The organism is Leptolyngbya sp. FACHB-671, from assembly GCF_014695745.1.
In the GTDB taxonomy this organism is placed as follows: Bacteria; Cyanobacteriota; Cyanobacteriia; order Elainellales; family Elainellaceae; genus JAAUTN01.
Genome location: NZ_JACJOV010000150.1, coordinates 26394 through 50645, shown reverse-complemented (window position 1 = coordinate 50645; position 24252 = coordinate 26394). Strand labels below are relative to the sequence as shown.

Annotated in this window: 22 protein-coding genes and 1 tRNA gene; 12 read left to right on the top strand and 11 right to left on the bottom strand. The window is 48.0% G+C overall.

Annotated features, from left to right (window positions below; all coding sequences use genetic code 11):
* Position 1: 1 nt before the first annotated feature.
* Positions 2-202, top strand: a complete 201-nt coding sequence (locus H6F93_RS24120; RefSeq protein ID WP_190642902.1) for a hypothetical protein — start codon at positions 2-4, stop codon at positions 200-202.
* 16 nt (positions 203-218) lie between these two features.
* Entirely contained in the window at positions 219-1319 is a 1101-nt protein-coding gene (locus H6F93_RS24115; protein WP_242043598.1) for a polysaccharide biosynthesis/export family protein, read from the top strand.
* A 90-nt stretch (positions 1320-1409) separates the two neighbouring features.
* Here H6F93_RS24115 and H6F93_RS24110 read toward each other — a convergent pair.
* From H6F93_RS24110 to H6F93_RS24095, 4 genes are all read right to left on the bottom strand, one after another.
* Positions 1410-1501: transfer RNA gene (locus H6F93_RS24110), tRNA-Ser, on the bottom strand.
* 59 nt (positions 1502-1560) lie between these two features.
* A complete protein-coding gene (locus H6F93_RS24105) occupies positions 1561-2283 on the bottom strand; it encodes a M48 family metallopeptidase (RefSeq protein WP_347277353.1) in 723 nt (240 codons plus the stop codon).
* A 21-nt stretch (positions 2284-2304) separates the two neighbouring features.
* On the bottom strand, positions 2305-2742 hold the full coding sequence (locus H6F93_RS24100) for an NUDIX hydrolase (protein WP_190642904.1): 438 nt from the start codon (positions 2740-2742) through the stop codon (positions 2305-2307).
* Positions 2739-3185: a hypothetical protein gene (locus H6F93_RS24095; protein WP_190642905.1), complete on the bottom strand. Its 447-nt coding sequence runs from the start codon at positions 3183-3185 to the stop codon at positions 2739-2741. Before H6F93_RS24095 ends, H6F93_RS24100 begins: the two co-directional genes overlap by 4 nt.
* A 356-nt stretch (positions 3186-3541) precedes the next feature.
* On the opposite strand from H6F93_RS24095, the gene folD reads away from it, so the two are divergent.
* The 3 genes from folD to H6F93_RS24080 all read left to right on the top strand — a co-directional run bounded on the left by folD (position 3542) and on the right by H6F93_RS24080 (position 6073).
* Positions 3542-4417 (top strand): bifunctional methylenetetrahydrofolate dehydrogenase/methenyltetrahydrofolate cyclohydrolase FolD, encoded by an 876-nt coding sequence (gene folD / locus H6F93_RS24090; RefSeq protein WP_190686419.1) that lies wholly within the window; start codon positions 3542-3544, stop codon positions 4415-4417.
* Between the two features lie 262 nt (positions 4418-4679).
* Positions 4680-5594 carry a geranylgeranyl diphosphate synthase CrtE gene (gene crtE, locus H6F93_RS24085; RefSeq protein ID WP_524538005.1) on the top strand — a complete coding sequence of 305 codons (915 nt, stop codon included), beginning with the start codon at positions 4680-4682 and terminating at the stop codon, positions 5592-5594.
* Between the two features lie 26 nt (positions 5595-5620).
* A complete protein-coding gene (locus tag H6F93_RS24080; protein WP_190686416.1) occupies positions 5621-6073 on the top strand; it encodes a divergent PAP2 family protein in 453 nt (150 codons plus the stop codon).
* Between the two features lie 141 nt (positions 6074-6214).
* Here H6F93_RS24080 and H6F93_RS24075 read toward each other — a convergent pair whose 3' ends face one another.
* Positions 6215-6946, bottom strand: a complete 732-nt coding sequence (locus tag H6F93_RS24075; protein WP_199313974.1) for a hypothetical protein — start codon at positions 6944-6946, stop codon at positions 6215-6217.
* A 6-nt stretch (positions 6947-6952) separates the two neighbouring features.
* A complete protein-coding gene (locus tag H6F93_RS24070) occupies positions 6953-7279 on the bottom strand; it encodes an MgPME-cyclase complex family protein (RefSeq protein ID WP_190642908.1) in 327 nt (108 codons plus the stop codon).
* A 1021-nt stretch (positions 7280-8300) separates the two neighbouring features.
* On the opposite strand from H6F93_RS24070, the gene H6F93_RS24065 reads away from it, so the two are divergent.
* The 3 genes from H6F93_RS24065 (at position 8301) to H6F93_RS24055 (ending at position 10427) form a co-directional block, all read left to right on the top strand.
* The gene (locus tag H6F93_RS24065) at positions 8301-8525 is read left to right on the top strand and encodes a DUF2811 domain-containing protein (protein WP_190642909.1); all 225 of its coding nucleotides are present in this window, start codon (positions 8301-8303) and stop codon (positions 8523-8525) included.
* A gap of 147 nt (positions 8526-8672) precedes the next feature.
* Complete coding sequence (hemJ, locus tag H6F93_RS24060; RefSeq protein ID WP_190686413.1) at positions 8673-9302, top strand: protoporphyrinogen oxidase HemJ; 630 nt, start codon at positions 8673-8675, stop codon at positions 9300-9302.
* Positions 9303-9545: 243 nt separating this feature from the next.
* Positions 9546-10427, top strand: coding sequence for an aspartoacylase (locus H6F93_RS24055; protein WP_190686410.1), 882 nt, complete (start codon positions 9546-9548; stop codon positions 10425-10427).
* Here H6F93_RS24055 and H6F93_RS24050 read toward each other — a convergent pair.
* Together H6F93_RS24050 and H6F93_RS24045 are read right to left on the bottom strand one after the other, a co-directional pair.
* A complete protein-coding gene (locus H6F93_RS24050) occupies positions 10420-11613 on the bottom strand; it encodes an LL-diaminopimelate aminotransferase (protein ID WP_190686407.1) in 1194 nt (397 codons plus the stop codon). The genes H6F93_RS24055 and H6F93_RS24050 overlap by 8 nt on opposite strands.
* Before the next feature lie 72 nt (positions 11614-11685).
* Positions 11686-12024 (bottom strand): thioredoxin family protein, encoded by a 339-nt coding sequence (locus H6F93_RS24045; RefSeq protein WP_190642913.1) that lies wholly within the window; start codon positions 12022-12024, stop codon positions 11686-11688.
* 208 nt (positions 12025-12232) lie between these two features.
* On the opposite strand from H6F93_RS24045, the gene H6F93_RS24040 reads away from it, so the two are divergent.
* Together H6F93_RS24040 and H6F93_RS24035 are read left to right on the top strand one after the other, a co-directional pair.
* Positions 12233-13390 carry a GNAT family N-acetyltransferase gene (locus H6F93_RS24040; protein WP_190686404.1) on the top strand — a complete coding sequence of 386 codons (1158 nt, stop codon included), beginning with the start codon at positions 12233-12235 and terminating at the stop codon, positions 13388-13390.
* Between the two features lie 96 nt (positions 13391-13486).
* The gene (locus H6F93_RS24035; protein WP_190642915.1) at positions 13487-14443 is read left to right on the top strand and encodes an NAD-dependent epimerase/dehydratase family protein; all 957 of its coding nucleotides are present in this window, start codon (positions 13487-13489) and stop codon (positions 14441-14443) included.
* A 7-nt stretch (positions 14444-14450) separates the two neighbouring features.
* On the opposite strand, the gene H6F93_RS24030 is transcribed toward H6F93_RS24035, so the two are convergent.
* Together H6F93_RS24030 and H6F93_RS24025 are read right to left on the bottom strand one after the other, a co-directional pair.
* A complete protein-coding gene (locus H6F93_RS24030) occupies positions 14451-15200 on the bottom strand; it encodes an ABC transporter ATP-binding protein (protein WP_190686401.1) in 750 nt (249 codons plus the stop codon).
* A 224-nt stretch (positions 15201-15424) separates the two neighbouring features.
* Positions 15425-16672, bottom strand: coding sequence for an FtsX-like permease family protein (locus tag H6F93_RS24025; RefSeq protein ID WP_190642917.1), 1248 nt, complete (start codon positions 16670-16672; stop codon positions 15425-15427).
* Positions 16673-17369: 697 nt separating this feature from the next.
* Between H6F93_RS24025 and H6F93_RS24020 the strand changes: the two genes are divergently transcribed.
* Entirely contained in the window at positions 17370-19151 is a 1782-nt protein-coding gene (locus H6F93_RS24020; RefSeq protein WP_190686399.1) for a C2 family cysteine protease, read from the top strand.
* A 73-nt stretch (positions 19152-19224) separates the two neighbouring features.
* On the opposite strand, the gene H6F93_RS24015 is transcribed toward H6F93_RS24020, so the two are convergent.
* The gene (locus H6F93_RS24015) at positions 19225-21276 is read right to left on the bottom strand and encodes a helix-turn-helix domain-containing protein (protein ID WP_190686397.1); all 2052 of its coding nucleotides are present in this window, start codon (positions 21274-21276) and stop codon (positions 19225-19227) included.
* 1088 nt (positions 21277-22364) lie between these two features.
* On the opposite strand from H6F93_RS24015, the gene H6F93_RS24010 reads away from it, so the two are divergent.
* Positions 22365-24149 (top strand): hypothetical protein, encoded by a 1785-nt coding sequence (locus tag H6F93_RS24010; RefSeq protein WP_190686395.1) that lies wholly within the window; start codon positions 22365-22367, stop codon positions 24147-24149.
* Positions 24150-24252: the final 103 nt, after the last annotated feature.

The window sequence follows — 24252 nt, the reverse complement described above, 5'->3', positions numbered from 1 at the left end:
TATGATTGACACCCTAAAGCAATCCTACAAGGAACAATTAATCAAGGCAGGCGTCGAACCTCAAAAGGCTGTAAAAGCCGCTGAAAAAATCACTCGCGAAGAGTTGAATCTGATTGGTGAAATTTGGACAGACTGGGCTAATGCCGCACGCCGAATTGAGTTATCGTCTCGTGCAGTCGGCTTAGCTGAAGTGACTCAGTAACATTTCGGAGGGTTGAATGGTCAGGAGTTTGGAGCGAACAACGCAATTTATGGGCATAGCCCTGAGCAGTTTAGTTGTGTTGAGCCAGGTTCCCTCAGCGATCGCCCAAATCCCTTCAAACAGCGGGATTGCTCCTAACCCAACCCCTCCTGCCGCTGTCCCACAGGAATCAGGTGCGCCTGCTCCGGCTGATCCAGCTCAATCATTGCAAGACTACACGCTGGGTTCTGGCGATCGCGTCCGGCTAGACCTTTTTGAAGTACCTGAATACAGCGGTGAATATCAGGTTTTGTCAGACGGGACGTTGAGTCTGCCTCGAATTGGCGTTGTGCCGGTGCGTGGATTGACCATCGACCAGGCTTCTGCTGAAATTTCAAATCGCTATGCAGTCTATGTGCGCCGTCCCTTTGTGACGATCACGTTGCTGGAAGCGGGGGCAATCAATATTGCGATCGCCGGACAGGTGCAGCGTCCTGGCACCTACGTCGTTTCTGAGGAAGAGATTGCAGGCATTCCAACCGTGACGCAGGTGATCAAGCTTGCGGGCGGCATTACCCAAGATGCCAATGTGCGTGAAGTGCTGGTGCGTCGTCCTGCCCCTCGTTTGGGCGGTTCCAGCCAGGAACTAGAGGTAGATCTGTGGGAACTGCTGAGAACGGGTGACATCAGCCAAGATTTAGTCGTGCGAGACGGTGACACTATTGTCATTCCCACGGCAACTGCTCTCAGCCCTGCTGAAGCCACAGAAATTTCCTCTGCTAGCTTTTCGCCTGACACAATTACGGTGAATGTGGTTGGTGAAGTGGCTGAGCCGGGGGCGATCGCCGTTCCGCCTAACACACCGCTAAACCAGGCGATTTTAGCAGCAGGCGGATTCAACAATCGCGCCAGTGAAGGCGACGTTGAGCTGGTTCGGCTAAACCCCAATGGCACCGTTGCCCGTGAAACGATCGAAGTTGACTTAGCTCAGGCGGCTGACCCGGAAGCAAATCCGCCCCTTCGCAGCAATGACACAGTAATTGTAGAGCGTTCTAGCTTAGCCTCTTTCTCCGATACCGCAGGCTTCTTACTCTCGCCCCTCACAGGCATCGTTAGAATTCTGGAAGCAATATTCTAAGGCAAGCTAGCAAAAGGAATGGGGAAGGGCTAAGCCCTTCCCCATTCCTTTTGCTTAACCTGTATGGTTGCCGCTGTACCCAATTTCAAACGGAGAGGGAGGGATTCGAACCCTCGGTAGGGCATTACTGTTCCTACAACAGATTAGCAATCTGCCGCTTTCGACCACTCAGCCACCTCTCCAGGTGACGAAACATCATAATAACAGATTTGCGAAAAGAACTGGTAGGTCTTCTTCATCCTTAGTCAAAAGATTGCTCGACCCAGGCGGGAATGTAGCGCCAAGCCTTGTTTAGTTCAGCATCCAGCGCTCTATAGTTAGGCTCTTTTTTTTCTACGAGTGCCCAGAATTTGGCGGAATGGTTGAGATGAACCGTGTGGCACAGTTCATGGATGAACACGTACCGCACCAGATCAGGCGGCAGAAACAGCAGTTTGTGGTTGAGGCTAACTGACTTTTGGCTAGAACAGCTTGCCCAGCGGGTCTTTTGTCCCCGCACAGAAACGCGGCTGTAAGGCAGGCTGATCTCCTTGCTAGTTCGTTTTAACCAGGGAGCCAGATGAAAGTAGGACTGGCGGGTGAGCCATTGTCTCAGGGCTTGCCTACAGGCTTCTAGATGATGGGTTGGCCCACGTAGTATGAGTTGATGGGACGCTTTTTGAGTCGTGAGTGATAGGTTGGGTGCGTCAGACGGAAGATAGGCAACCGTCCAGGTCAAGGGGGGCGATCGCCACTCAATTTGGTCGGGCAATGCTCCAGTTGGCTCAGCCGGAGTAGCCTGCCGTTCCGTCGCAATTCGTTCGGTCGTTTTAGCGATCCAGTCTTGCCGCCGCTGAAGGATTTCAGGAACACGTCGCTGGTCAAATCCTTTTGGGACAACGATCTCTACTTCACCCCGTAGGGAAATCTTGATCGAAACGTGTTTGGCTCTAACGCTTTCCCGGATACTATACGCAAGTTCCACAATTTTAAGAATTTAACAAGGCTAACGTTTGAGGAAATCTAATAGAATTTGCTGATGGGGTTTTCCTAAGGGGCGCACTTGCCCAGCGCGTTCTGAGTAGCGATCGCCCCTCACAATATCCTCTACGGTAAACAACCCCAAATCCCACCCTTCATTTAGCTCCAGGGTCTCGACAGGTACCGTGAGAGGCGCGTGATAGACATGCCGAATCGCATGAGCATCCGCATAATCCTTGAATTCTTCCACACTGGGGGGACTGTAGCCAATTTCTTCTAGCAATTCGCGCCGCATTGCCACCTCAGGTGACTCTCCTGGCTCCAGGTGTCCACCAAAAAAAGCCCAGTGACCAGGGTAAATGATCTCTGGAATATTGTCGCGAAGCTGCATGAGAAACTGATGGTCTTGATAGAGAATGGCGATCGCTACAGCCGGACGGCTATCTTTTTCAGCTTGCATCATAAAGCAGTAAGGATTGAAGGGTGAGGATCAAAGCTACGAGAACCCGCTGCGCTGCGTTCGAGTTGGCTTAATTCTTCAACATAAAATTCTCCCTGCTCCCGCCCAGCGAGAGGAATACTTTGATATCGGACCCGTCCTCGAATTAAAACTTGATCCCCAGTTTCCAGGGTTGTATCAGAAGTCAAAACCCAGACTGTTCCTGTGCTGTCTTGAAGCTGGTAGACTTGCCCGTTTAGCAAAGGAGCGCGATCGCCCACGGTGCCCTGCAGCCGCACAAGCTGGTTAGTTGCAGAGCAAGTTTGAATCCGCTCGATCGGTCTAACTTGTCCTGGCTGCAGTCCATTCAAGCAAACTGCCTCTGACCAGCCCGCACAACCCGACAGCCCAATTAACCCCAACAGAATGCTAAATTGCCAAACTCGTACTCTAACCAACCGTATCACCTGCTTAGAAATTCTCTTTATCAGCAACCGCATCTGCGAAACATTATGCCTGCATTGCTAAAAACCCAAAAATAAACTGAATACCGCTTCTACATGAAACCGCATATTTTGAAACAGGCTCCACCTATGCGGGACACGTTCCAAAATATGCGGACTTAAAGAAAATTGGTATGAGAGCTAACAATTTGAAACACGGTTTCTGAGAAACTTCTATCTACCCAGGGCATGTTTTTTTAAGCAGCTTCTATCTACGAACGTAAAATTACTACGGTGAAGGATTTAAGCTGTAAACCTTGAGCGTCTAGTTGTATCAACTTGCACGACTGTTCCCATTCACAATGACACTGAGCTAAGACATGACTGGTAGAGCTGGCATATTAGATGGCAAAGCACTTGCCGCACAGTTACACATTGAGTTAACTCAACAGATCGAAACCTTGCAGCCCCAGATGGGCCGTCCCCCGGCGCTAGCAGTGCTAATGGTAGGAGATAACCCTGCTAGCCTATCCTACGTGCGAGGCAAAGAGCGGGCTTGTGAAAAAGTTGGCATTGCCTCCGTAGGCAAACATCTGCCAGCAGAAACGACTCAACTGGAGCTAGAAAAACTTATCCACGACTTTAATCAAGATGAAACGGTAGACGGCATTTTGATTCAGCTTCCCTTGCCCACTCATCTTGATGCTGTTGCACTGCTGAGTCAGATTGATTCTGATAAAGATGTCGATGGGCTGCACCCGCTCAACCTGGGACGACTGGTACGCGCTGAAGTCGGTTTGCGAAGCTGTACCCCAGCCGGGATTATGCGTTTGCTGGCAGCGTATGAAATCGACCCGACAGGCAAACACGCCGTGATTATTGGACGCAGTACGCTGGTTGGCAAACCTTTGGCACTGATGATGCTGAATGCGAATGCAACAGTAACAGTTGCCCACTCGCGTACCCAAAATCTGGAGGCGATCGCCCGTGGTGCAGACATTCTCATTGCAGCCGCCGGTCATCCCAATCTCGTCACAGCAGACATGGTTATGCCCAGTGCAACAGTGATCGACGTGGGCACCAATCGGATTGTAGACGAGACTGGCAAAGCCCGATTGGTAGGTGACGTAGATTTTGACAACGTCCAGAAGGTAGCCAAGTGGCTGTCGCCCGTTCCCGGTGGAGTTGGGCCAATGACGGTTGCCATGCTGTTATACAACACCGTATGGAGCTACCGCCGCAAGTTACACCCCTGAGATTAAGCGGAGATTAATCTCTAGCTATATCCTTGCAGACACTTGCAATCGTAAAATCTTCCTAAGTGGCTGCTACGACCATCAGAACTTACGCAGACAGAATTCCAGATTCGAGCAGTCCAAACGCTAACTAGGAGTTTAAGCCCCTATTTTTCGTGAATGCGTAAGTTCTGATAATTTTGAGCGCAAACTGTGCAAAACTTTCGTAGCACAAACGGAAATTTTAAGTTGAATCAGAAGTGTGAGGAATCAAGGGCTAGCCGTGACTAACGCCATGAATTTATCTCAGTCAGAGTTTAACCTTTCTACTTACCTATCCGCCCAACAAGCTCGTGTAGAATCCGCCCTGGACCAGTCCATTGCAGTCGTCTATCCGGAAAAGATTTATGAAGCAATGCGCTACTCTCTCATGGCAGGGGGCAAGCGTCTGCGCCCAATTCTTTGTCTGGCAACCTGTGAACTGCTGGGCGGGAGTGCTGCAATGGCAATGCCAACGGCTTGTGCCCTAGAAATGATCCACACGATGTCTCTGATTCATGACGATTTGCCTGCGATGGATAACGATGACTATCGCCGGGGCAAGCTGACCAATCACAAGGTCTATGGGGAAGACGTTGCGATCTTAGCGGGAGACGGTTTGTTAGCTTATGCATTTGAGTTCATTGCGCTGCAAACTCAGGGAGTACCTGCTGAGCAAGTTCTGCAAGTCATTTCACGGCTAGGGCGAGCGGTGGGTGCAGCCGGACTGGTTGGGGGTCAAGTGGTTGACCTGGAGTCTGAAGGCAAGGTCGATGTCGCGTTGGAAACGCTTGATTTTATTCATCGCCACAAAACAGGAGCGCTGCTCGAAGCCGCTGTAGTGTGCGGGGCAGTGTTGGCAGGTGGGTCAGAAGCTAACGTTCAAAGGCTTTCCAGCTATGCTCAAGACATTGGGCTAGCCTTTCAAATCGTGGATGATGTGCTGGATATTACGGCAACCCAAGAGGAATTGGGCAAATCAGTGGGCAAAGATTTGCAGGCTCAAAAAGTGACCTATCCCAGCATTTGGGGCATTGAGGAGTCAAAGCGTCAGGCAGAACAGCGAATCGCTCATGCTAAAGCGCAGCTAGAGCCTTTTGGAGAAAGCGCTCGGCCTTTGATGGCGATCGCCGACTACATTACTGCCCGAACTTATTAAGGACTCACTAAGGGAGGGATGCCGTCATGCAGGACATTAGTGCAATTTTGGATAATCACGTACTGCTGATCGCAGTCATCGCCTGTTTAATCGCTCAGGTGCTCAAGTTAGTCTTTGAGTTTGCTCGACACGGCAAGGTTAACTTTCGCACGCTTGTTGAAACTGGCGGAATGCCCAGCGCCCATTCTGCTCTGGTGTCGTCCTTGGCAACTGGGGTAGGACAATTAATGGGGTGGGAGAGCAGCGAATTTGCGATCGCTCTAATCTTTGCCATCATCGTCATGTACGATGCAACCGGAGTCCGTCAGGCTGCTGGCAAACAGGCACGAATCCTCAACCAGATCGTGGACGAACTGTTTCGGGGCGACACTGAATTTGCCGAAGAACGCCTCAAGGAACTGCTAGGACATACTCCCGTTCAGGTAATTGTCGGCTGCTTGTTAGGCATCACGATTTCCTGGTTAGCTGGCCCGGCTTGATTCTATTAAACCTCCTGCATGAAGGAGCGCGGCTCCGCTGCGCTACCTTCATGCTTCAAAATCTATTAGGACAAAAAAGAAGGCAGGGCTAAGCTCTGCCTTCTTTTTTGTCCTCACTGAGGTGACTAGTGCTGTCTACCGCTAATCAACCGAGGCGACCGCTGGGGTCAACAAAATGACGCGACGGCTATCAACAACTAATGCTAAGAAGTTGCGATCGCTCAATCGCTGCAATACAGAATTTGCTACAGCCGCATCGGAGGTATGCAACGCTAACAGGTAAGGACGCTGCCCATAGGAAACTAGCCCTACTTGACTACCTAATACCTGCTGCACATCAGTTGCTGCTTCTGGACGGTTGAAGTAGTCAACCAGCACCGCATAGCCTGCGGCTAGAGGCTGGGGATTGTAAGACAGTGTCTCAGTGGATGGAGCGGGCTGTGTGTTAGGAGCTTGCGCCTGAGTTGAAGTCGCTTCAGATGGACGGGCAACAAATGCTTGCATTCCGCCAAGGTCACTCAGATACTGCGCCCACGAGTTGGCAACTTCAGCATCAGTAAAGCCACCGACGCGAGTAACTGTGTTGTCCAAATAGCGGCAAACCGTTGTGGAGGCGTTAGGCGGTAAGGTACGCCGAAGCTGTTCTGGTGTTTGGCCAGACTCGCTGACCACTAGAAGCAGATATTCTCCTGCCGCAGGCGGCTCACAGGCAGGAGCAGACTGGGCGATCGCTCTCTGCCCCATGATCCCCGTGATATTGATCCCCGTGATAGTGATCCCCGCAACTACAGCAGCAAGCGCCACCTTCACTGAGAAGACACACAGCTTGATTGGCAACTTTATTGGAGTTTGGCGCATGATTGGGTCGCCCATGGCGGTTTAAGACACAGAAGCCAGAGAAGCCAGCGGATCAGGAATCGTCGCAGAGGGAGCCTGAAACTCACCCGTTGCTACATACTCTAGTCGCAACTTCAGCCAAGTAACCAACTGCGGGTTGGTTGAAACAACTGCGGCAGCAGGTTTTGGGCACTTAGCAGCGATCGCTGCCATCTCAGGTGCTTGCAAAAAGGCAGGCTGGTGAACCAGCCAAAAATCGATTTCTTTCCCCTGATCCTGATAGTTGCGTGTCCGCTCCCGCAACACCTCATCAATGGGTTCTTCCAACAAAAACTTTTGACTGGCTAAAGCGTAATAGTAAGTCTGCATACCTAAATCTCAGTACCACTCATTCAGTAATCAACCCGGGTGATTTTGTTACGGTATCTGCCCTATTCAACCTTTTCACCCTAAAAAGCAAACTTTTAAGAAAGCAGTGCCGAACCTTGCTTCCTCAAGAACAACCCACCTTTAGAAGATTATCAAAATCGGCTGCTTTCAGATCATCCCTCACACCCCTAATCGCAGCATAAGCAAAACTCCAAGTGTCTGTGGAAAAGCAATAATCCCTCTCTCTGAGGAAATGCAAGGTAAAGCACAAGCAACAAAAGCTAGCAAATTGCTTCAGCTAGCAAAGCTCCGAAAGGAGCGAACACTCGCTCGCCTCTGCGCGGACAGAATTTTTCTCAGAAATGTCCTTTGCCAATCGCAATCCTTGTAGATCAAGTGTTCTATTTCAGCATAGACACAACAGAACACTTGATCTATTCTAGGAGCATTCCTCGCTTGCAGATTGGGTTTTAGCAGAAGCAAGGAACACGGACAAGATTCAGCAACTTCTGACTTTTCAACTTTTTGCAATTCTTATCTTTTGGCTTGATTTTCCCCACGCATTCCACACTGTTTCCACAAGTGGGTTGAGGTTTTTCCACAGATTAGCTGAGGTTTTCCACAGCCCTTAACGAGAGCATAAGGACTTGCCGTGTTGTTGGGGATTTCAGTCTTAAAAAGCAGCTTTCTCATAAACCACCGTCTTATGATGAAGTTATGTAACAAGAAATGCCCTGAAACCCTGATTCTCTCGTAAACCTTATTTTTATCTGAAGAGGATCGCAACATTTTGCAGCATTGACAAGCCTACCCCCCTCTAGCGCACAATGATGCGACCTACCTAAAAAGCGCTCCGATTTGAGCCGGTCTGGATCTGCCTGTGGATTATCTGTGGATTATTTGCGGGAAAGTTTCAAACTTAGCTTAGAGTCGCGTTGGCGCTGATTTTAGCTGCAACTATGGCGGCGATCGCGCCACAGGCAGGTGTTTTTGTCCATTCGCCCATTTACCAGAGGTTTCCATGAACGCAACCGTCAGCATCTTGGCAGAAATCCCTGAAGAGTTACATGAATCGCTCCAAGGCTACCTGGAAACCCATCCCGACTGGGATCAAGACCGGGTGTTTTCTGCTGCTCTCTCACTGTTTCTGTTACAGAATGGCAATAGCGACAGCGTCGAGTCGTCTCGGAGCTACCGTCGTGCTGCCAGAGTTTATCTAGATACGCTGTTTAAGCACGCTGTCTGAGGCGTAGCTTAAGGCATTCTGACTGAATGCTTGTCTGAGTGCTTCTCTCGTTAAGCTTATTTAAGGCATTGGCGCTGCCCCTTAAAAGACTGCAATTGACTCGATACAATTAGGTCTTGGCTGTAGCAGCTATAGAGGATCTGACCCATGAATTATCTCTGGTTCAAAGCATTTCATATTGTTGGCGTTGTGGTTTGGTTTGCTGGCTTATTCTATTTGGTGCGTCTGTTTGTCTATCACGTCGAAGCAAATGAGCAGCCAGAGCCAGCCCGTAGCATTCTTCAACAGCAATACCAGATCATGGAGAAGCGGCTCTATAAGCTGATTACTACGCCAGGTATGGTGTTAACGGTAGTGATGGCGATCGCCATGCTAGTCACTGCCCCTGAACTCCTCAGAGATACCTGGCTCCATGTCAAAATGGGTCTTGTCGCTGTGCTGATTGGCTACCACCACTACTGCGCTCGTTTGATGAAACAAATGGCCGCAGACAAGTTTGCTCTAGGTAGTCAGCAAATGCGATGGCTCAATGAAGTTCCCACAGTGTTTTTGGTAGTGATTGTGCTGCTTGCGGTATTTAAGAATAATTTGCCTACGGATGTGACGGCTTGGGGTGTTCTGGCTCTGATCGTGGCAATGGCGGCAATTATTCAGCTTTACGCCCGCAAGCGGCGGCTAGACAAGGAGAAGCTAGATGCTACGGCTGATGCAAGCATGAGCAGCATGGCTAACGTCAGCGCAAACAACGGTCATGCATCAGAAGTGCAGGCTGGCTAACCTTTTACGATGAGCTAGAGCGCATCTACCAACACTCAAATCGCTGAAAAAGCTGAGGCAGTTAATTAAACCCAATCAAAAGATTTAAGGGGGAAATGGTTTTACCATTTCCCCCTTAAATCTTTGATCTGGAGTGAGGCTACTGAGGCTCTACAGGTTATTCCGTCATGTGTGTTTCCCCATATCCTGTTGTCTAGCTAAGCAAAACTCTTCATCACACTTGCTAGGACAGTAAGGATAGAAATGAACAAAATCAAACGGGTGTTAATTGCAGGTGGAACGCACGGCAACGAGCTAAATGGGATTTATGCAGTTAGAAAGTACGAGCGACGTCCCGAACTGATCCATAGACCAAGCTTTGAGACATTAACTGTATTAGGCAATCCCAGAGCTATAGAAGCAGGGGTACGCTACATCGATAAAGATTTGAATCGATGTTTTGATATTCCAGAGGGGAAGGAAACGGATCTTGACTATGAGGTTCGACGAGCCAGAGAGATCAAGAACCAGTTTGGACAAGCAGGACAAATGCCTGTGGACTTTGCCATTGATCAGCACGGCACTGACTCTAATGCAGGGTTGATGCTGATTTTAGATAATCTTGACTGCTTCACTTTAAAGCTGGCAGCTTACCTGAGCTACAGACAGCCTGAGCTCAAAGTTTACAGTTCTGCTGCTTCGGGTCGCAGTCAAGATTCACTGCGATCAATTGCTAGATATGGAGTCGGGATTGAAGTCGGACCCGTTGCCCACGGAACACTACACGCAGAACTGTTTCAAAAAACTGAAGTATTAGTTTGTGCAATTTTGGATTACTTAGAACAGTACAACAGCAACACAGTTTCACTAGAAGAAACATCATTAACGGTTTACCAACATGCCAATGCAGTCGATTATCCTAAGGGCAAAAACGGTGAGATTCAAGCGATGATTCATCCTCGGCTTCAGTTCAAAGACTATGAGGCCTTGAATCCTGGTGACCCAATGTTTTTAACATTTGACGGAGATGCGATCGCCTATCAAGGCAGCACAACCGTCTACCCTATTTTCATTAACGAAGCTGCCTATTACGAGAAGGGAATTGCAATGTACCTAACCCAAAAACAGCAATTCCAAGTTAGCTAAGCAGCTGGTGGTATTTATATTGGTTAAAAAACCTTGCCATGCGCTCCACAGCAGATTCTAAAATCGCTGGTTCATGCACCAGGGCAAATCGGACATACCCCTCACCCGACTTACCAAAACCTGCCCCAGGAGAAGCGGCAACGCCTGTTTCTTCCACTAAACGGGTGCAGAATTGGATGGAGTCTTGCACCCAGGGTTCTGGCAGTCTTGCCCAGATGTACATCGTCGCGTCAGGACACGGCACCTGCCAGCCAATTTGGTGCAGGGCAGCGATGAAGGCATTCCGACGCTGACGGAAAGTTTCAACTGCGACATTCACCCCGGCTTGCGGTCCAGTGAGAGCAGCGATCGCCCCATTCAAAATGCCGCGATACTGATTGAAATCCACAGCCGCTTTTACCTGTCGGAGCGCCAGAATTAATTCCTTATTACCGATCGCATAGCCCACTCGAAAGCCCCCCATGTTATAGGACTTTGACATGGTAAAGAATTCAATCGAGCAAGTCTTATTCAGGTCAGCCTGGAGAACAGAAGGGGGAGCGCTGCCGTCAAAATACAGGTCAACATAAGGAAAGTCGTGAACCAGTACCAGGTTGTGTTGCTGACAAAAGGCAACCGCTTTTTGAAAAAATGAGAGGGGAGCGATCGCCGTCGTCGGATTATGCGGATAGCTCAATACCATCATCCGCGCCTGGCTTAGCACGGGTTCAGGAATATCTTCTAAAACTGGTAAAAATCCGTTTTCTGCCAACAACGGCATCGTGTATATCTGACCGCTCGCCAAATATACACCTCCAGCATGGGAAGGATAGCCAGGATCTTGCAGCAGCGCAAAATCACCTGGATTTAAGATCGCTAGCGGCAGGTGCGCCGTCCCTTCTTGCGAACCAATCAGCGGTAAAACTTCGGTTTCTGGATCTACAGCGATGCCAAATTTCTGGGTATACCACTGTGCCGCAGCTTGCCGAAACGCCCGAGTCCCATGAAACAACAGATAGCCATGAGTGTCAGGATCGCGCAGGGAAGTGGCGATCGCCTCCAATACATGCTCTGATGCAGGCAAGTCAGAAGACCCCAACGACAGATCAATCACATCTTGACCCGCGGACTTAGCTCTAGCTTTAGCCCGGTCCATGTCTGCAAACACATTGGCTTGCAGCGGCTCCAAACGTTTGGCAAATTGCATGGTCTTGTTGTAGCCCAGATTGATAGCGTAGGAGGATGGGCAAGTCCGGACCTATACGGACTGGCTTATTACTTAAGCCGCTGTGGGTAAGTAAGGCGTGAGAAACGCTTCTAGTTTTTGCTTACTCATTGCCCCTTCTGTCGAAGTAAGGACTTCGCCCTGCTTTAGCAGAACCAGAAAAGGAACTCCCTGAACCTGGTACTTTGCTACAGTTTCCGGGTTGGGATCGACTTCCATCTTGACGACCTTGAGGCGATCGCCATAGGTTTGGGCGGCCCAATCTGCTACTGGCGACATCAAGCGGCAGGGTCCGCACCACGAAGCCCAGAAGTAAACCAACACAGGCTGTGTGGCGCTTAAAACTTCTGCGTCAAACTCAGGATCTGTGATCGAAAGGACAGTGTTGCTCATGCTAGGTCACAATAATTCAATCACCACCTGATCTAGGTTAACCGTCAGACCGTCGTTTCGGGTCAAAACTGGGACTAAATCGATAAAAAACTTCTACGTTGTACCGCTTTTACCCGTACACTAAGGCATCTTTATTACACCCCCTCACCCAGACTGGAAGCTCTCCTGCTGAATGTTCAAAACACTATAGAAACTATTGGTAACTGACGTGACTCAAACTAGTACTTCATCCAAGGCTGTTCAAGTTCGAGCGATCGCCACCCCAGAAGAAATCGAGCAGTTTTTAGACGTTCCTGCAAAAGTCTATGCTGACGACACAAACTGGGTGCCCCCCCTCCGCAGTAGCGTTGCCAAGCAGCTTGCCCCAGACAATCCGTTTCTTCAGTACGGCAAACTGCAAGCTTTTATTGCGGTGAAGGGCGAATCCGGTGAGGAAGTCGTTGGCCGCATCGTGGCATCTGTGAACCAGCGTTTGATCGAGCGGGAAGGCAAGAACGTTGGACTGTTTGGCTTTTTTGAGTGCGTAGAAGATTCGGCAGTTGCCCAGGCTCTTTTGCAAGCTGCCTGCCAGTGGCTCCGAGAGCAAGGGATGACCAAAGCGAGAGGACCGATCGACCTCTCCACCCACAACAATTGCCTGCTGCTGGTGAATGGCTTTGACTCACCGCCGACGATCATGATGCCCTACAACCCGCCCTACTACCCCCAATTCATTGAGCAGGATGGTTGGCAAAAAGCGATCGATGCCTATTCCTATCACTTGCCCCTCGATCGCCCCCTTCCGACTGAGTATGAAAAAGGCCATCGTATTGCTGCTAAGTCAGGAGTGAGCTTTCGTCGGGTCAATCTTAAAGGCGAAGCGTTCGATCAGGATGTCGAGGGAATTTATTATCTGTTCAACAAAGCCTTTGCCAACAACTACAGTTCCACGCCCCGGACATTAGAAGAATTCAGGGAAGAGGCAGAAGACCTCAAAACCGTAGTTGATCCCGACATCTTTTGGATTGCTGAATACGAAGGGGAAATGGTCGGCTTCTTCATGGCGCTGCCTGACTACAACATTGCGCTCAAGCACGTTGGCGGCAGGCTCAACTGGCTAGGCATTCTCAAACTGCTCTGGTATCGCCGTCAGATCAACCAGGCACGAGTCATCGTCATTTGCGCTCTACCGGAACACCGCCGCCGAATGGTGCCTCTAGCTTTGATCCATCTGGGAATGCAGAGTGGCGTGCAAAAAGGCAAACCTTACAAGCAAGCAGAACTAGGATACGTCTACGAAGATAATTCTCCTTCTCGTAAAGTCGTTGAAGCGACCGGAGCAAAAGTCTACAAAACCTACCGAATCTATGAGAAAACACTGGTGTAAACAGCCGTAGGTTGGGTGAAGCAAAGCGTAACCCAACTTCTTCAAGCAGGTTGTGGAGCAGGTTAATTCTCAGGGTTAGTAATGGGGACGCAGAGAATGAAAGCATTGGTCACAGGAGCCAATGGCTTTACCGGATCGCATTTGGTGAAGGCATTGGAACAGCGAGGAGATACCGTCATAGGCTGGGTACGCAAATCTAGCGATTTGTCTCGTCTGTCCGACTGTAAAGTGCAATTGGCTTATGGCGATCTGACTGACTCTCAAGCACTGCAAGCCGCAATGCAGGGCGTTGATGCTGTATTTCACACGGCTGCCTATGTAGAACTGGGCGTAGTCGATGAAGCCAAAATGCAGCAGGTCAACGTAGAAGGAACTCGTGCTGTGATGCAGGCAGCCCAGCAAGCTGGCGTGTCTAAAGTCGTCTATTGCAGCACGATTGGCATTTACGGTGACACTCAGGGGCGAGTGATCGACGAAACGTTCCAGCGTACCCAAAAGGGGTTTTCGTCAGGCTACGATCGCACTAAATATCAGGCTCAGCAGCTAGTCGATCAGTTTGCGGCTGAGGGTCTGCCTGTCGTTAGCGTCATGCCGTCAGGCATTTTTGGGGCAGATGATCCCCACTTTGGCCCAGTAATCGACCAGTTTCTCAAAGGGCGGCTGAAGCTGTGGGCGGGGAGCGATCGCATCACCGGGATCGTCCACGTAGACGATCTGGTAGAAGCAATGCTGCTGGCTGCCGATAAAGCCCAGCCAGGTTCCCACTACATCCTTTCTGCTGGGGAAATGACGACTCGTGAAATGTTTCAATTCCTCAGTCAAGAAACTGGGATCGCGCCACCTGGGGAAGCGCCAAAAGCGATCGTCCGGGTTTTAGGAAATTTGCTTGATCCGGTAGGACGGCTACTTTCCTGGCAACCTCCACTGAGCCGAGAAAGGGTTCACTACATCTACGATCGCTGCGTTCGGGTAGACGCAACTAAAGCGGTTCAAGAACTGGGCTGGCAACCTCGCTCGGTCGAAGCAACACTCCGAGAAGTTTTGAAGCGGTAGATGTCTATTACCGCTTCAAAATCCCGTCTTCTAAGTACGCAACCCGATCAGCGACATCAATGATGCGAGAGTCGTGAGTCACCATCAGCACACTGCGTCCGCCTTCTTTTGCCAAGTTTCGCAACAGCGCAATCACAGCATGACCACTTTGAGAATCAAGCGCAGCTGTAGGTTCATCTGCCATGATGAGTTGGGGATCACCAGCCAGGGCACGGGCGATCGCCACCCGTTGCTTTTGTCCACCTGACAAATCTTGCGGCAAATTCTTTGCCTTGTTTCCCAACCCGACCTGCTCCAACAGAAATAAGGCTTCTTCATGAGCCGCCCCTACTCGGTAGCCCTTTAGTTTTAGGATGACCTCGATATTCTCGACTGCCGTCAGTGCCGGAAACAGGTTAAATCCCTGAAAAATAAAGCCAATGTTCCTTAGCCGGAACCGAGAAAGCTGCTGCCGAGACATACGTGTAATCTCTTCGCCCAGCAGGAACACGCTGCCACTGGTTGGGGTTAGAATTCCTGCCAGGATTGACAGCAAAGTTGTCTTTCCTGATCCGGATGGACCCATCAGCAGTTGAATATTTCCTTTAGCGATTTCTAAATTGATATCTTGAAGCGCATGAAAGCTTTGGGTACCCGCTTGGTATACCATTTCTATGCCTTTTGCGGCGATCGCAGGCTCGTTGATTAGCCTTGGAGCCGTAGAACCTCTTTGAAACCGGGTACCTAACTCGGTGAAATTAATTTGAGAAGCTGCCATGCGTTTCAGTAGTTGAGATGTGAATTTTAAAGTAGTAGAGACAAATCGCAATCGAATCGCCAGAATGTTAGATCCGCATCGAAGTCGCCCTAATCCAGATTAAGTAGATTGTTTTTTCAAGTTTCAGCCACATACGACTTTATTTTTAGTGTACCTAGACACCCTAGCTAGCTTGATTAAGCTTTCATTAGAAACTCTTTACACTCAACCCCAGCCTTGAAGGACTAAGCTTTGAAAACGATTGCAGGATCAACATGAGTCACCTTCTGGATAGCAAATAGAGCAGAGCCACCGCACATGGCGATCGTGATTCCTAAAATGCCGATGGCAGAGAGCGGAGTAATGAGAATCGTGATCCCCTGAGTTGCAAAAGTCCACGCTCCCAACCCTAAGCAAAAAGCCATGCTAGGGACATAGCCTAAAACTGCCATCCACAAGGCTTGCTCAATGATGATGCTGTAAATGACTCGATCAGACGCTCCCATCGCTTTAAGGGTGCCAAATTCCTTCATGTGGTCAGAGACAGACGCATATAGAATCTGTCCGACGACAACCATCCCAACAACGACTCCTACAGCTGCTCCCAGTCTCAAGACAAAACCAATGCCCGTCCGCTTTTCCCAATAGCTACGAGTGTGGTCCGCCATTTCTGTCTGGGTGTAAGCCTGCGTACCCACTAGCTCATCTTCTAGTTGCTGCTTTAGGATCTCGATATTTTGCCCCGCTTCTGCCCGCACCAACACATATGAAATTGGGTCGGTCGAAGTTAGGGTCCGAGGCTGCGAAGCAGCGGGGTCAGCAGGGGAGTCAGAGCGTTCATACACCGTGCTGCACTCCAGCGCACCGCCCGGCTGCACGTCGCAGAGAACATTAGAAGTCAAGCCTGCGCTGACATAGTTCATCGTATTTTCTAGGGACGTGAAGATGAAGGCACTCGTGGCAATCGATTGCGTTCCCTGAGTTTGCCCTACAACACGGGCTGGAATGGAGTTGATTGAGCCGCGTCCGTTTTCCGGATCTAGCTGAAGCGATCGCAAATTTGTCTCATCCACCATGATCGTGTTGGGTTCATTCAGGTCGCTCTGATTGCCCTGTGTTATGTCCCACAACCTAAATAGCCGCCCATCTGGGTCATAACCAATCAGCCTGACAGGAGCAATCTCGCCAGAAGTGCTGCGCCACCTGCCGCTTTGAATCATCAGCGCCTCTGCCCGATTAACTCCTGCCAACTGCTGTGCCTGTGCAACTTGCCCTAGAGTCAACGGTTGAGTCAACTCAAAGTGAACCATCTCCTCAGCTGCAACCCAGATATCAGCGTTTGAATTTTCGATTAGCTGTACGGTAGAGCGTGTAAATCCTTCTAAAATGCCCGTTTGAATTGTCACAAGGCTGACTGCAAAAACGATCCCCGCCTGGGCAACCAGGAAGCGAGGGATGTCTTCAAACAAATTTTTGCGGGCAATAGAAGCCATGATTTGGAGACGCTAAGAGGCTTTCTTGTGCCCCGATAAAGTTTTACTGTAGGCACTTAATTTAATGTTACTTTGCTCTTGCCCTACTTCACTGGAGAGATGTGCCAGTGAAGTAAGTGGGCTGCCTGGCTCAGATTTGTAGCAGCGGTAACAGCAACCCCAAGATGTGGTTGATAGCCAAGCTCAGTAACTTTCACCTCACAGAATTACTAGTTTCCAATTCAATCGCTGATTCAAAAAGTATTTCTTCTTAAGTAGAAACACGATAACAGCGTATTTCTACTTGGAGAGAGTATGCGTTTTATTGAATTCATGAGTTTCACAAAGTTGTGTTTAAGTAAACCTACAGAATTGCTTTAGGAAATATACCGATATGGCAAAAGGTCGTTTTGATATTATTACTTAGGCTTTAAGGTAAAAATTATACTTTATGGCGATCGCCTCCCAAACTTTTAAGTCCACTTAACAAATTCTTGTTCATGAACAGGAATACCTTATAAACGTCCTCAGTATAAGCCACTAAATTGTCTAACTACAGCTAGGAAGTAACATCCTTGCAGTATTTACCCTGGAAACAACATAAGTATTAGCAGCAAAATTCCAGTATAAATTCGGACAAAAAACATGATTTTTCCCGTGTTCTAGATGTCGATTTTGGGCAAATTATGACCAAGCGACTCAATAAGAGAACACAATTATGGCTGCTGATTACGCTGGCAATACGCCCAAGCAAGCGAGACAAATTAGCCTTACTTCTACACCAAGAACCTATAAAGATCGAGTTGGCTCTCTTGATACCAACGACTACTACAGCTTTACATTGGGCAAGCGCAGCAGCGTTAAACTCGCCTTAAAAGGTTTGAATGCTAACGCTGATATGGCGTTAATTAGTAAGTCTAGAAGTCAACCTACAAGGCGATCGACGCGTAGCAGTAATCAAGGTGAAGCAATCAATCAAGTATTAGATGCAGGGACCTATTACGTTCGGGTTTATCCCCGTAGCGGCAACGTTGGATATCAATTGAGTGTGTCTGCTTCTGCGGTAAAGAGCTATCAGCGCTATACGTTCAAATACAGCTATGGCAATGGCGATTACTACACAGGCTATGGCTACAGCACAAGCGATCGCTACAGCAGTGGACAACAAATTACTCACAGCAATTTAGACAGTTCAGGTTATACCGGCTCCTATCAAATCATCTCAGCCGTTAACTACACAGGTACCACTCAAAATTTAGACAAGCTACGGGTTAACAGTTACTACGACAGCGAAAGGAATGATAGCTATCCGCCCTTTTTCGGCTATGGCAGTAGCGGACTAGGTAGCGAATCAGGCTATATCACTAAAACCAGCAATTTCTTTGATAACAAAACTGAAGCTGGCCCTACAGAGGATTGGTTTGGTAATACGCTTCGAGATGCTGGACTGCGATTTGCTACACGATCTCGCTTCCTTGATAGCAAGCTCGATCGGAATGACATGATCACTATCTTTCGTGATGCAAAAGATGGAGGAGCAATTGACTCCACTGAACTCAATGATCTCCGCACTCTAACTAGCGACAAATCTTATGTCGCAATGGACGATCATGTCCGAGTTCTATCTAGCAAAGTTGTGAATAGCAATGAGGCAAACTCACAGTATCAGGGGAAAGCACTGGGGAATTTGTTTGCAGGTAGCAGTGATGTTCATCTTGAGAAGATGGTGAATAAGTGGTTTTTAGGAAGCGATCGCCCCGCTGCCGCCAACACCTATCGCTATGCAAACGGTTCCCTATTTCAAAATGGTGTGAGCTACCAGGACATCAAACAGGGCAAAGCTAGCAACTGCTATTTCTTAGGAGGTTTAGCTGCAACAGCGATACGATCTCCCAATTCGATTCAAGATATGTTTATTGATAATGGCGATAACACTTACACCGTTCGCTTCTTTAATCAAGGTGTTGCTGACTACGTCACAGTAGACCAATATTTGCCCGTCGCTTCGTCAGGCCAGTTCACATACGCTAGCCAAGGTGGATACTACAATCGCACCTCCACTGAATTGTGGGTTGCTCTAGCAGAAAAAGCTTACGCTCAAGTCAACTCTTCAGGCTGGACGTATCGCTGGAATAATGACCACTCCAACTCTTATCAGGGCATCAACAACGGTTGGTTTGGAGATGCGATTCGTGACATCACAGCAAAGAGTTCTTCTATCCGCAATTCGCTAAACTTTGATACTTTGGTCAGCGCCTTTGCAGCCGGCAAGATGATCGGTGTCAATTCAAAAGCAAGTGGCCAAATTTCGTCCACAGTCGTCTACAACCACGTTTATGTATTAACCGACTACAACTCATCCACCCAAAAATTCACCTTGTTCAATCCCTGGGGAGTCAGTGGTGGATATGAAAATGGTTCCTCCAAGCCTGGAACATTGAATATAACCTGGAACGAATTGACTGCAAACTTCAGCAGTTGGGATTCTTCCGTAAGTTAATAGCTGTATAGCGCCAGTCACTCAATAAAAAAGGAGGAGGGCTTGACCCTCCTCCTTTTTTCTGAGACACAACTTAACTGTTAGTGAGATGGTAGGTGATTAGCGGCATTGTTTTCTGAGATATAGCGTTCACATCCTGTTCAAAATCTCCAAGCAACATCTTAATTTGTTCAAGATGTTTAGGCTGAATTGTTCGCTGTCCTTTTAGCCAACGAGTAACCAGAGAACGATCTACTTGTAGAGCATCTGCCAGTTGCGCTTTAGTCATACCTTTTGCATCGAGTGCTGCCTGAATTGCATCACTTGTTAGCATTGGCGACTGAACACGAGTCCGTTCAGGCTTTAACGAAACAGGGGCATGGGCACCGAGCTTTTCCTGAATTTTTACTGAAGGCTTGATGATGACGATCGCCTTCAACCAAGTTGCTAACCAGTTACGGGGACGATACCCAGACCCAGACTCAGACTCATCACTCAACGACCAAGCAGGTCGGATACTTTCTGGATAAGTTGCTGGATCAAAATCGATTTCCCAGCCTAACTCTTTGAGAGTGAGTAAAGCACTATCCCACTGATCGATCAACTTAACGCGGCGTAGTCGGTCTTTCTGAACATTCTCCAAGAGTTCTTTTGGCTCTAGCCGTTCTAGTAGAGTCTGCACTTCATAGCGACCATCGTCTCGAATCCGACTCATGATTGTCAGGAAAATGGCAAGTTTTGAAGCTAACCGTTGGCGATAAGGATTAATTTGAAGCGTACTTTTTGCCAAATAGCCATATTGGAAGAGCGCTTCCTTGGCACTACCATCGCTGGCATTGAGAAACTTTTCGGTCCAAACTCCAGGACGTACCTTGATATATAACTCATCTGGGTCGCCTGCCTCGTAGGTTGGGGAATCTGGCTGGTTAATATCCATTGTCAGCGCTAACTGACCCGCATAGCCTAACCCTTCTAAAATCCACATTGCGCCCCGCTCAACGTTGTATCGTTTTGCGCCAATGTTGATGTTTTTGACTAATACGGAGAGGCTACAGACTAGTTCTACGAGATGTCCAATCTTTTTGAGTTTTTGGGCGATCGTGATATCTGTGCGCTTATCCCAACCAAAGAGCCGGATCAGGTCAGTTCCCTTTAAGCGAATTTGCTCTGCCCACGGCTCGTCTGAATCGGTCGCATAGGAGGAAAAAATGAGAAATACATAGGCAGCTTCCGGTCCAAACTGCTGAATAATCTCCCATGCAGCTTTGCCTGGAACTAGCTCAATTTGTTGACTAGAGGGGCTTTGACGAACAATCTGATGCTGAATAAACCCTTCCCCAACGAGCTTCTGCCAATAGGGATATTCTCCATCTTCCCATTGCGAATTAATCAGGGCTTGGGCACCTGTGAGAATAGGATAACCCGTTGCTACGCGTTCAAATTCTGTATCTTGAAATAAAGGCTCACGTATAACAGCATCAACAGATTGAACACCCAGCAATTTATCAATTTCAACTGTATTTTGCCCTGATAGATCTAAGTAACGTAACCATTGACTCGCTGTGTGAAAAGCACAGGCACTCACGACTAATGATTCACGCCATTCATCACTATCGGTCAAGTTAACCCCAGCTTCTAGTGATAACATTCCTGCGACTGAGCAGTCGGATGGGATTAACCCTTCTCGCTGCCACTGGGCAAGCCGGATTAAAATCCAGCTTGCTGTTTGGTTCCAAAACTCATCCGTTCTCAGCACTGAGCGGAATCGGCGCTCAATCCTCAGGAGTGTTTGTTTTTGCAGAACGCCAAGCTTTTCCGTCTCGCTGTAGAGGTTCCGTGCATCTGCTCTATCTTTGGCCCGTGTGTTTGCTAGATGCAGTCTGAATTGATTGATTCCAGTAGCAACATTAACCAGGACTAGATTTAGAAACGATTTGTCTGCTTTTAATTTTGCAGCAAGATCTAGCACCTGTTTCTGATCTGGAGAAACTGACGTGAGGTTGGGAGAAAGAGGCTCTGCCAAGACAGGAGTAGAGGCTAGGGCAAGGTTATCAAGCTGATTCACAGGTGCTACACAGAACCGATTCACATCGGCATAGTATAACCCTGAACGCGGAAGATCAAAATCGGTGGTTGCAATTGACAATACAGAGAAACTTACTTCAAGCCCACGTTGTCCAGTCTCAATTGGTTAACCCGCTCACCCGTAAGAGTATGGCGATCGCCCCATTATTTCTTAATTGCCGCACGAGACTAGAATCATACAACTTTGTCTCTAGGATCTATCAACATCAAACAAACGTACTAGCAGTCGTATGCTTTTATCAAATGCCGCGCTATGTAGGAAATGGTTCGATCAGCAGGATCGTTTATAGGCTAATTTCTCCGATTCATTCCGATAAAAATCTGCGAGAAGTTTAAATTGCTTAACAATTGACAAAATTGACACAAATTCTAGAATCCAGTTACGTTGTCTGGTTTGGTTAGGTCTATCTCACGTGAATCTAGGTAGACTTAACAGCATGAAACTCCTTCCCCGCTTTATTTTTAGCGGTTTAGGGATTCACTTCATCCGACCTGTCACTTATCTAAGTGATGAAGAGTTGACAAATTGACGCTAGATTCTAGAATTGAGTAACAAAATTTTTAGCTTAAAGTAGTCGTCACTAGATATAGCGTAGCTAAGAACCTAGAGAGGGCTTTGTTTCAACCCAAGCAACTAGGGATAGATAAGCAGTAAAGAATTGACAAATTGACAAAGAATTCTCGAATTAAGCAACAAACATTTGGTGAAACGAAGTTGACAAAGTTGACAGGTTGCCTAGTATCTCAAAACATTATTGCCAGTTGAGTCTAGATTAGCGAAACAAAATGTGTTGACAAGGTTGACAGGCTTTCTAGAGTGGCGAAACAAAGCTATGAAAGGGCGATCGCCATTGCTCTAGTATGACACTACGAAAAAAAGTGTTGCTAAATTTTTGTGCCTAGAATCAACTAACAATCTGATCCTGGAAATAAGGCAGCTAAATCATTTCAGCTATTGTTGCCAAGTCTAAAGGGGAGTTTGAGCAAACGGTGTTGACTCAACTGATGGTGGACAAAAACAGGTTGTTTAATGATCAGACGCAATACCTATCAAGAGAATCTTTAGGGTTGTAGACCTCTAATCATTCGCAGCTTTCACCAAATTGTGAGAGCAACATTTGTGGGCAAATTCAAAGTTCAGAGTTTGGTATGAAAGAAACCAGCACAATCCGCTTTGAAAGCGTATGTGAGTGGGAAGACACATTTCTATCGCTGTTTCCTCACCGCTTTGACTACATTTGGGCAAGACATCCTGATTTAGATGCACCTGTCGAGTGGAAAACGGAGAGCCGTCACCCTTTATCAGATCGTTTGATTCGTCAGGGTGCTTATCTTTATGGTGTTCGCTTTGGAGCTGAGACTAACTATTGTCTACTGGACATTGACGCGGGTAGCCTCTATCATCCCAAACGAGATCCTCTGGCAGTTTCGCGAATTGTGGCTGCCTTGGAGCCCCTTGGTTTGGTCAGGTCTGTTGCCTGTACCTCTAGCTATAGTGGCGGTTTGCATCTCTATTTTCCGTTTCAACAGGTTCAAAGCTCTTGGCAGTTGGCGATTGCCCTTGCCTGTTCGCTTGAAAATGCTGGCTTTAAGCTTCAACCTGGACAATTGGAAGTTTTTCCAAACCCAAAGCCCTATGCAGCAGATGGCAATCTAAGTTTGTTTAACGCTCACCGATTACCGCTACAAATCGGTTCTTATTTATTAAATGAGGCATGGCAGCCCGTTTGGACTGATTCTCAAGCCTTTGTAAACCAATGGGTATTTGCTCAGCAGTACAACGACATTGATGAAAAAACACTCAAACAAATCCTTAAACAGGCAAAGCGAAAACATTTCGGCATCTCTGGTAAAGCTGAGAAATTTATCAATGATCTAAATGCTGAAATCGAATTGGGTTGGACAGGACATGGACAAACTAATCGATTGCTGGGACGTATCACTATGAGAGCTTATATTTTTCATCACGTTCTCTCAGGTGGAGAACCACTGAGAGGAGAAGCTCTTGTGGGTGAAATTGTTGAAATAGCTCGATCCTTACCTGGCTATCAGGAATGGTGTCGTCATCAGCATGAGATTGAACACCGCGCAGAGGAATGGGCACGGTGTATTGAAAGTAGTCATTACTTCCATTTTGGAGATCAGAGTAAAAAGGTTTCTACTACTTTGCACGATCCAGAGCTAGTGAGTGCAGTTGATCAGTCTCCATCCTGGAATCAACGTCAGTCTGCTGCAACCAGAGATCGAATTAGAAGGGCGATCGCAGACTTGCTTGAGAAAAATAGTTTGCCTGTAAAGGCGACAGCTCGATTTCAAACTTTGCTGCAATACGGTGTAGGTGGGGCATCTCTCTATCGCCACCGAGACCTGTGGCATCCTACTTATTTTGATGTTAGCTGTTTTGATATTGATTACTCGGATGGATCTCCTGTAGAAAATGAGTCTTCATATGAGTCACCTGTGGAAAACCCCCCAGACCCCCAAAACTTCAATACGGACAGCCAGTTAGATAGCGTTAGTTACGCATCTAACTGGCTCAGTCCTTCAAGCTTATTATCTATGGATGGCGGTAATAGTGAGTCTGGACAGGGATTGGGCGATCGCGTTGCCTCTAGTACTCCTTTAGATGACAGTAATGGTGATACCAAGGTTGACAACGCTGCCTCTGCCAAATTTGCTCCTCTCACCACCTCAGACTCACTTTTGGGAGTGCAATATATCCAGCAAGCGTTATCTAACGTTAAAGCGGTTCAAGCAGCGTTTCAGGAGACTGCTTGTCTGGCTCAAGGACAACATCAGCGTCTTAAAGCGGAAGCGGCAGAACAACGACATATTGCCCGGATGCAGCAGTTTCTTGACTCTGGCGACCCGATTTTGGTTGCAGAAGCGATGGCATGGGTACGGGCTAATCCAGGAGTCTTGCAACTGAAATGATTTCAGTGCTCTCTTTAACTAGACTTCCTGCATGAATCGTTTTTTGAGGCGTGAATGGTAGCGTAGAAGATCTATTCTTTAGAGTTTCTTCCCAGGAGAAAGA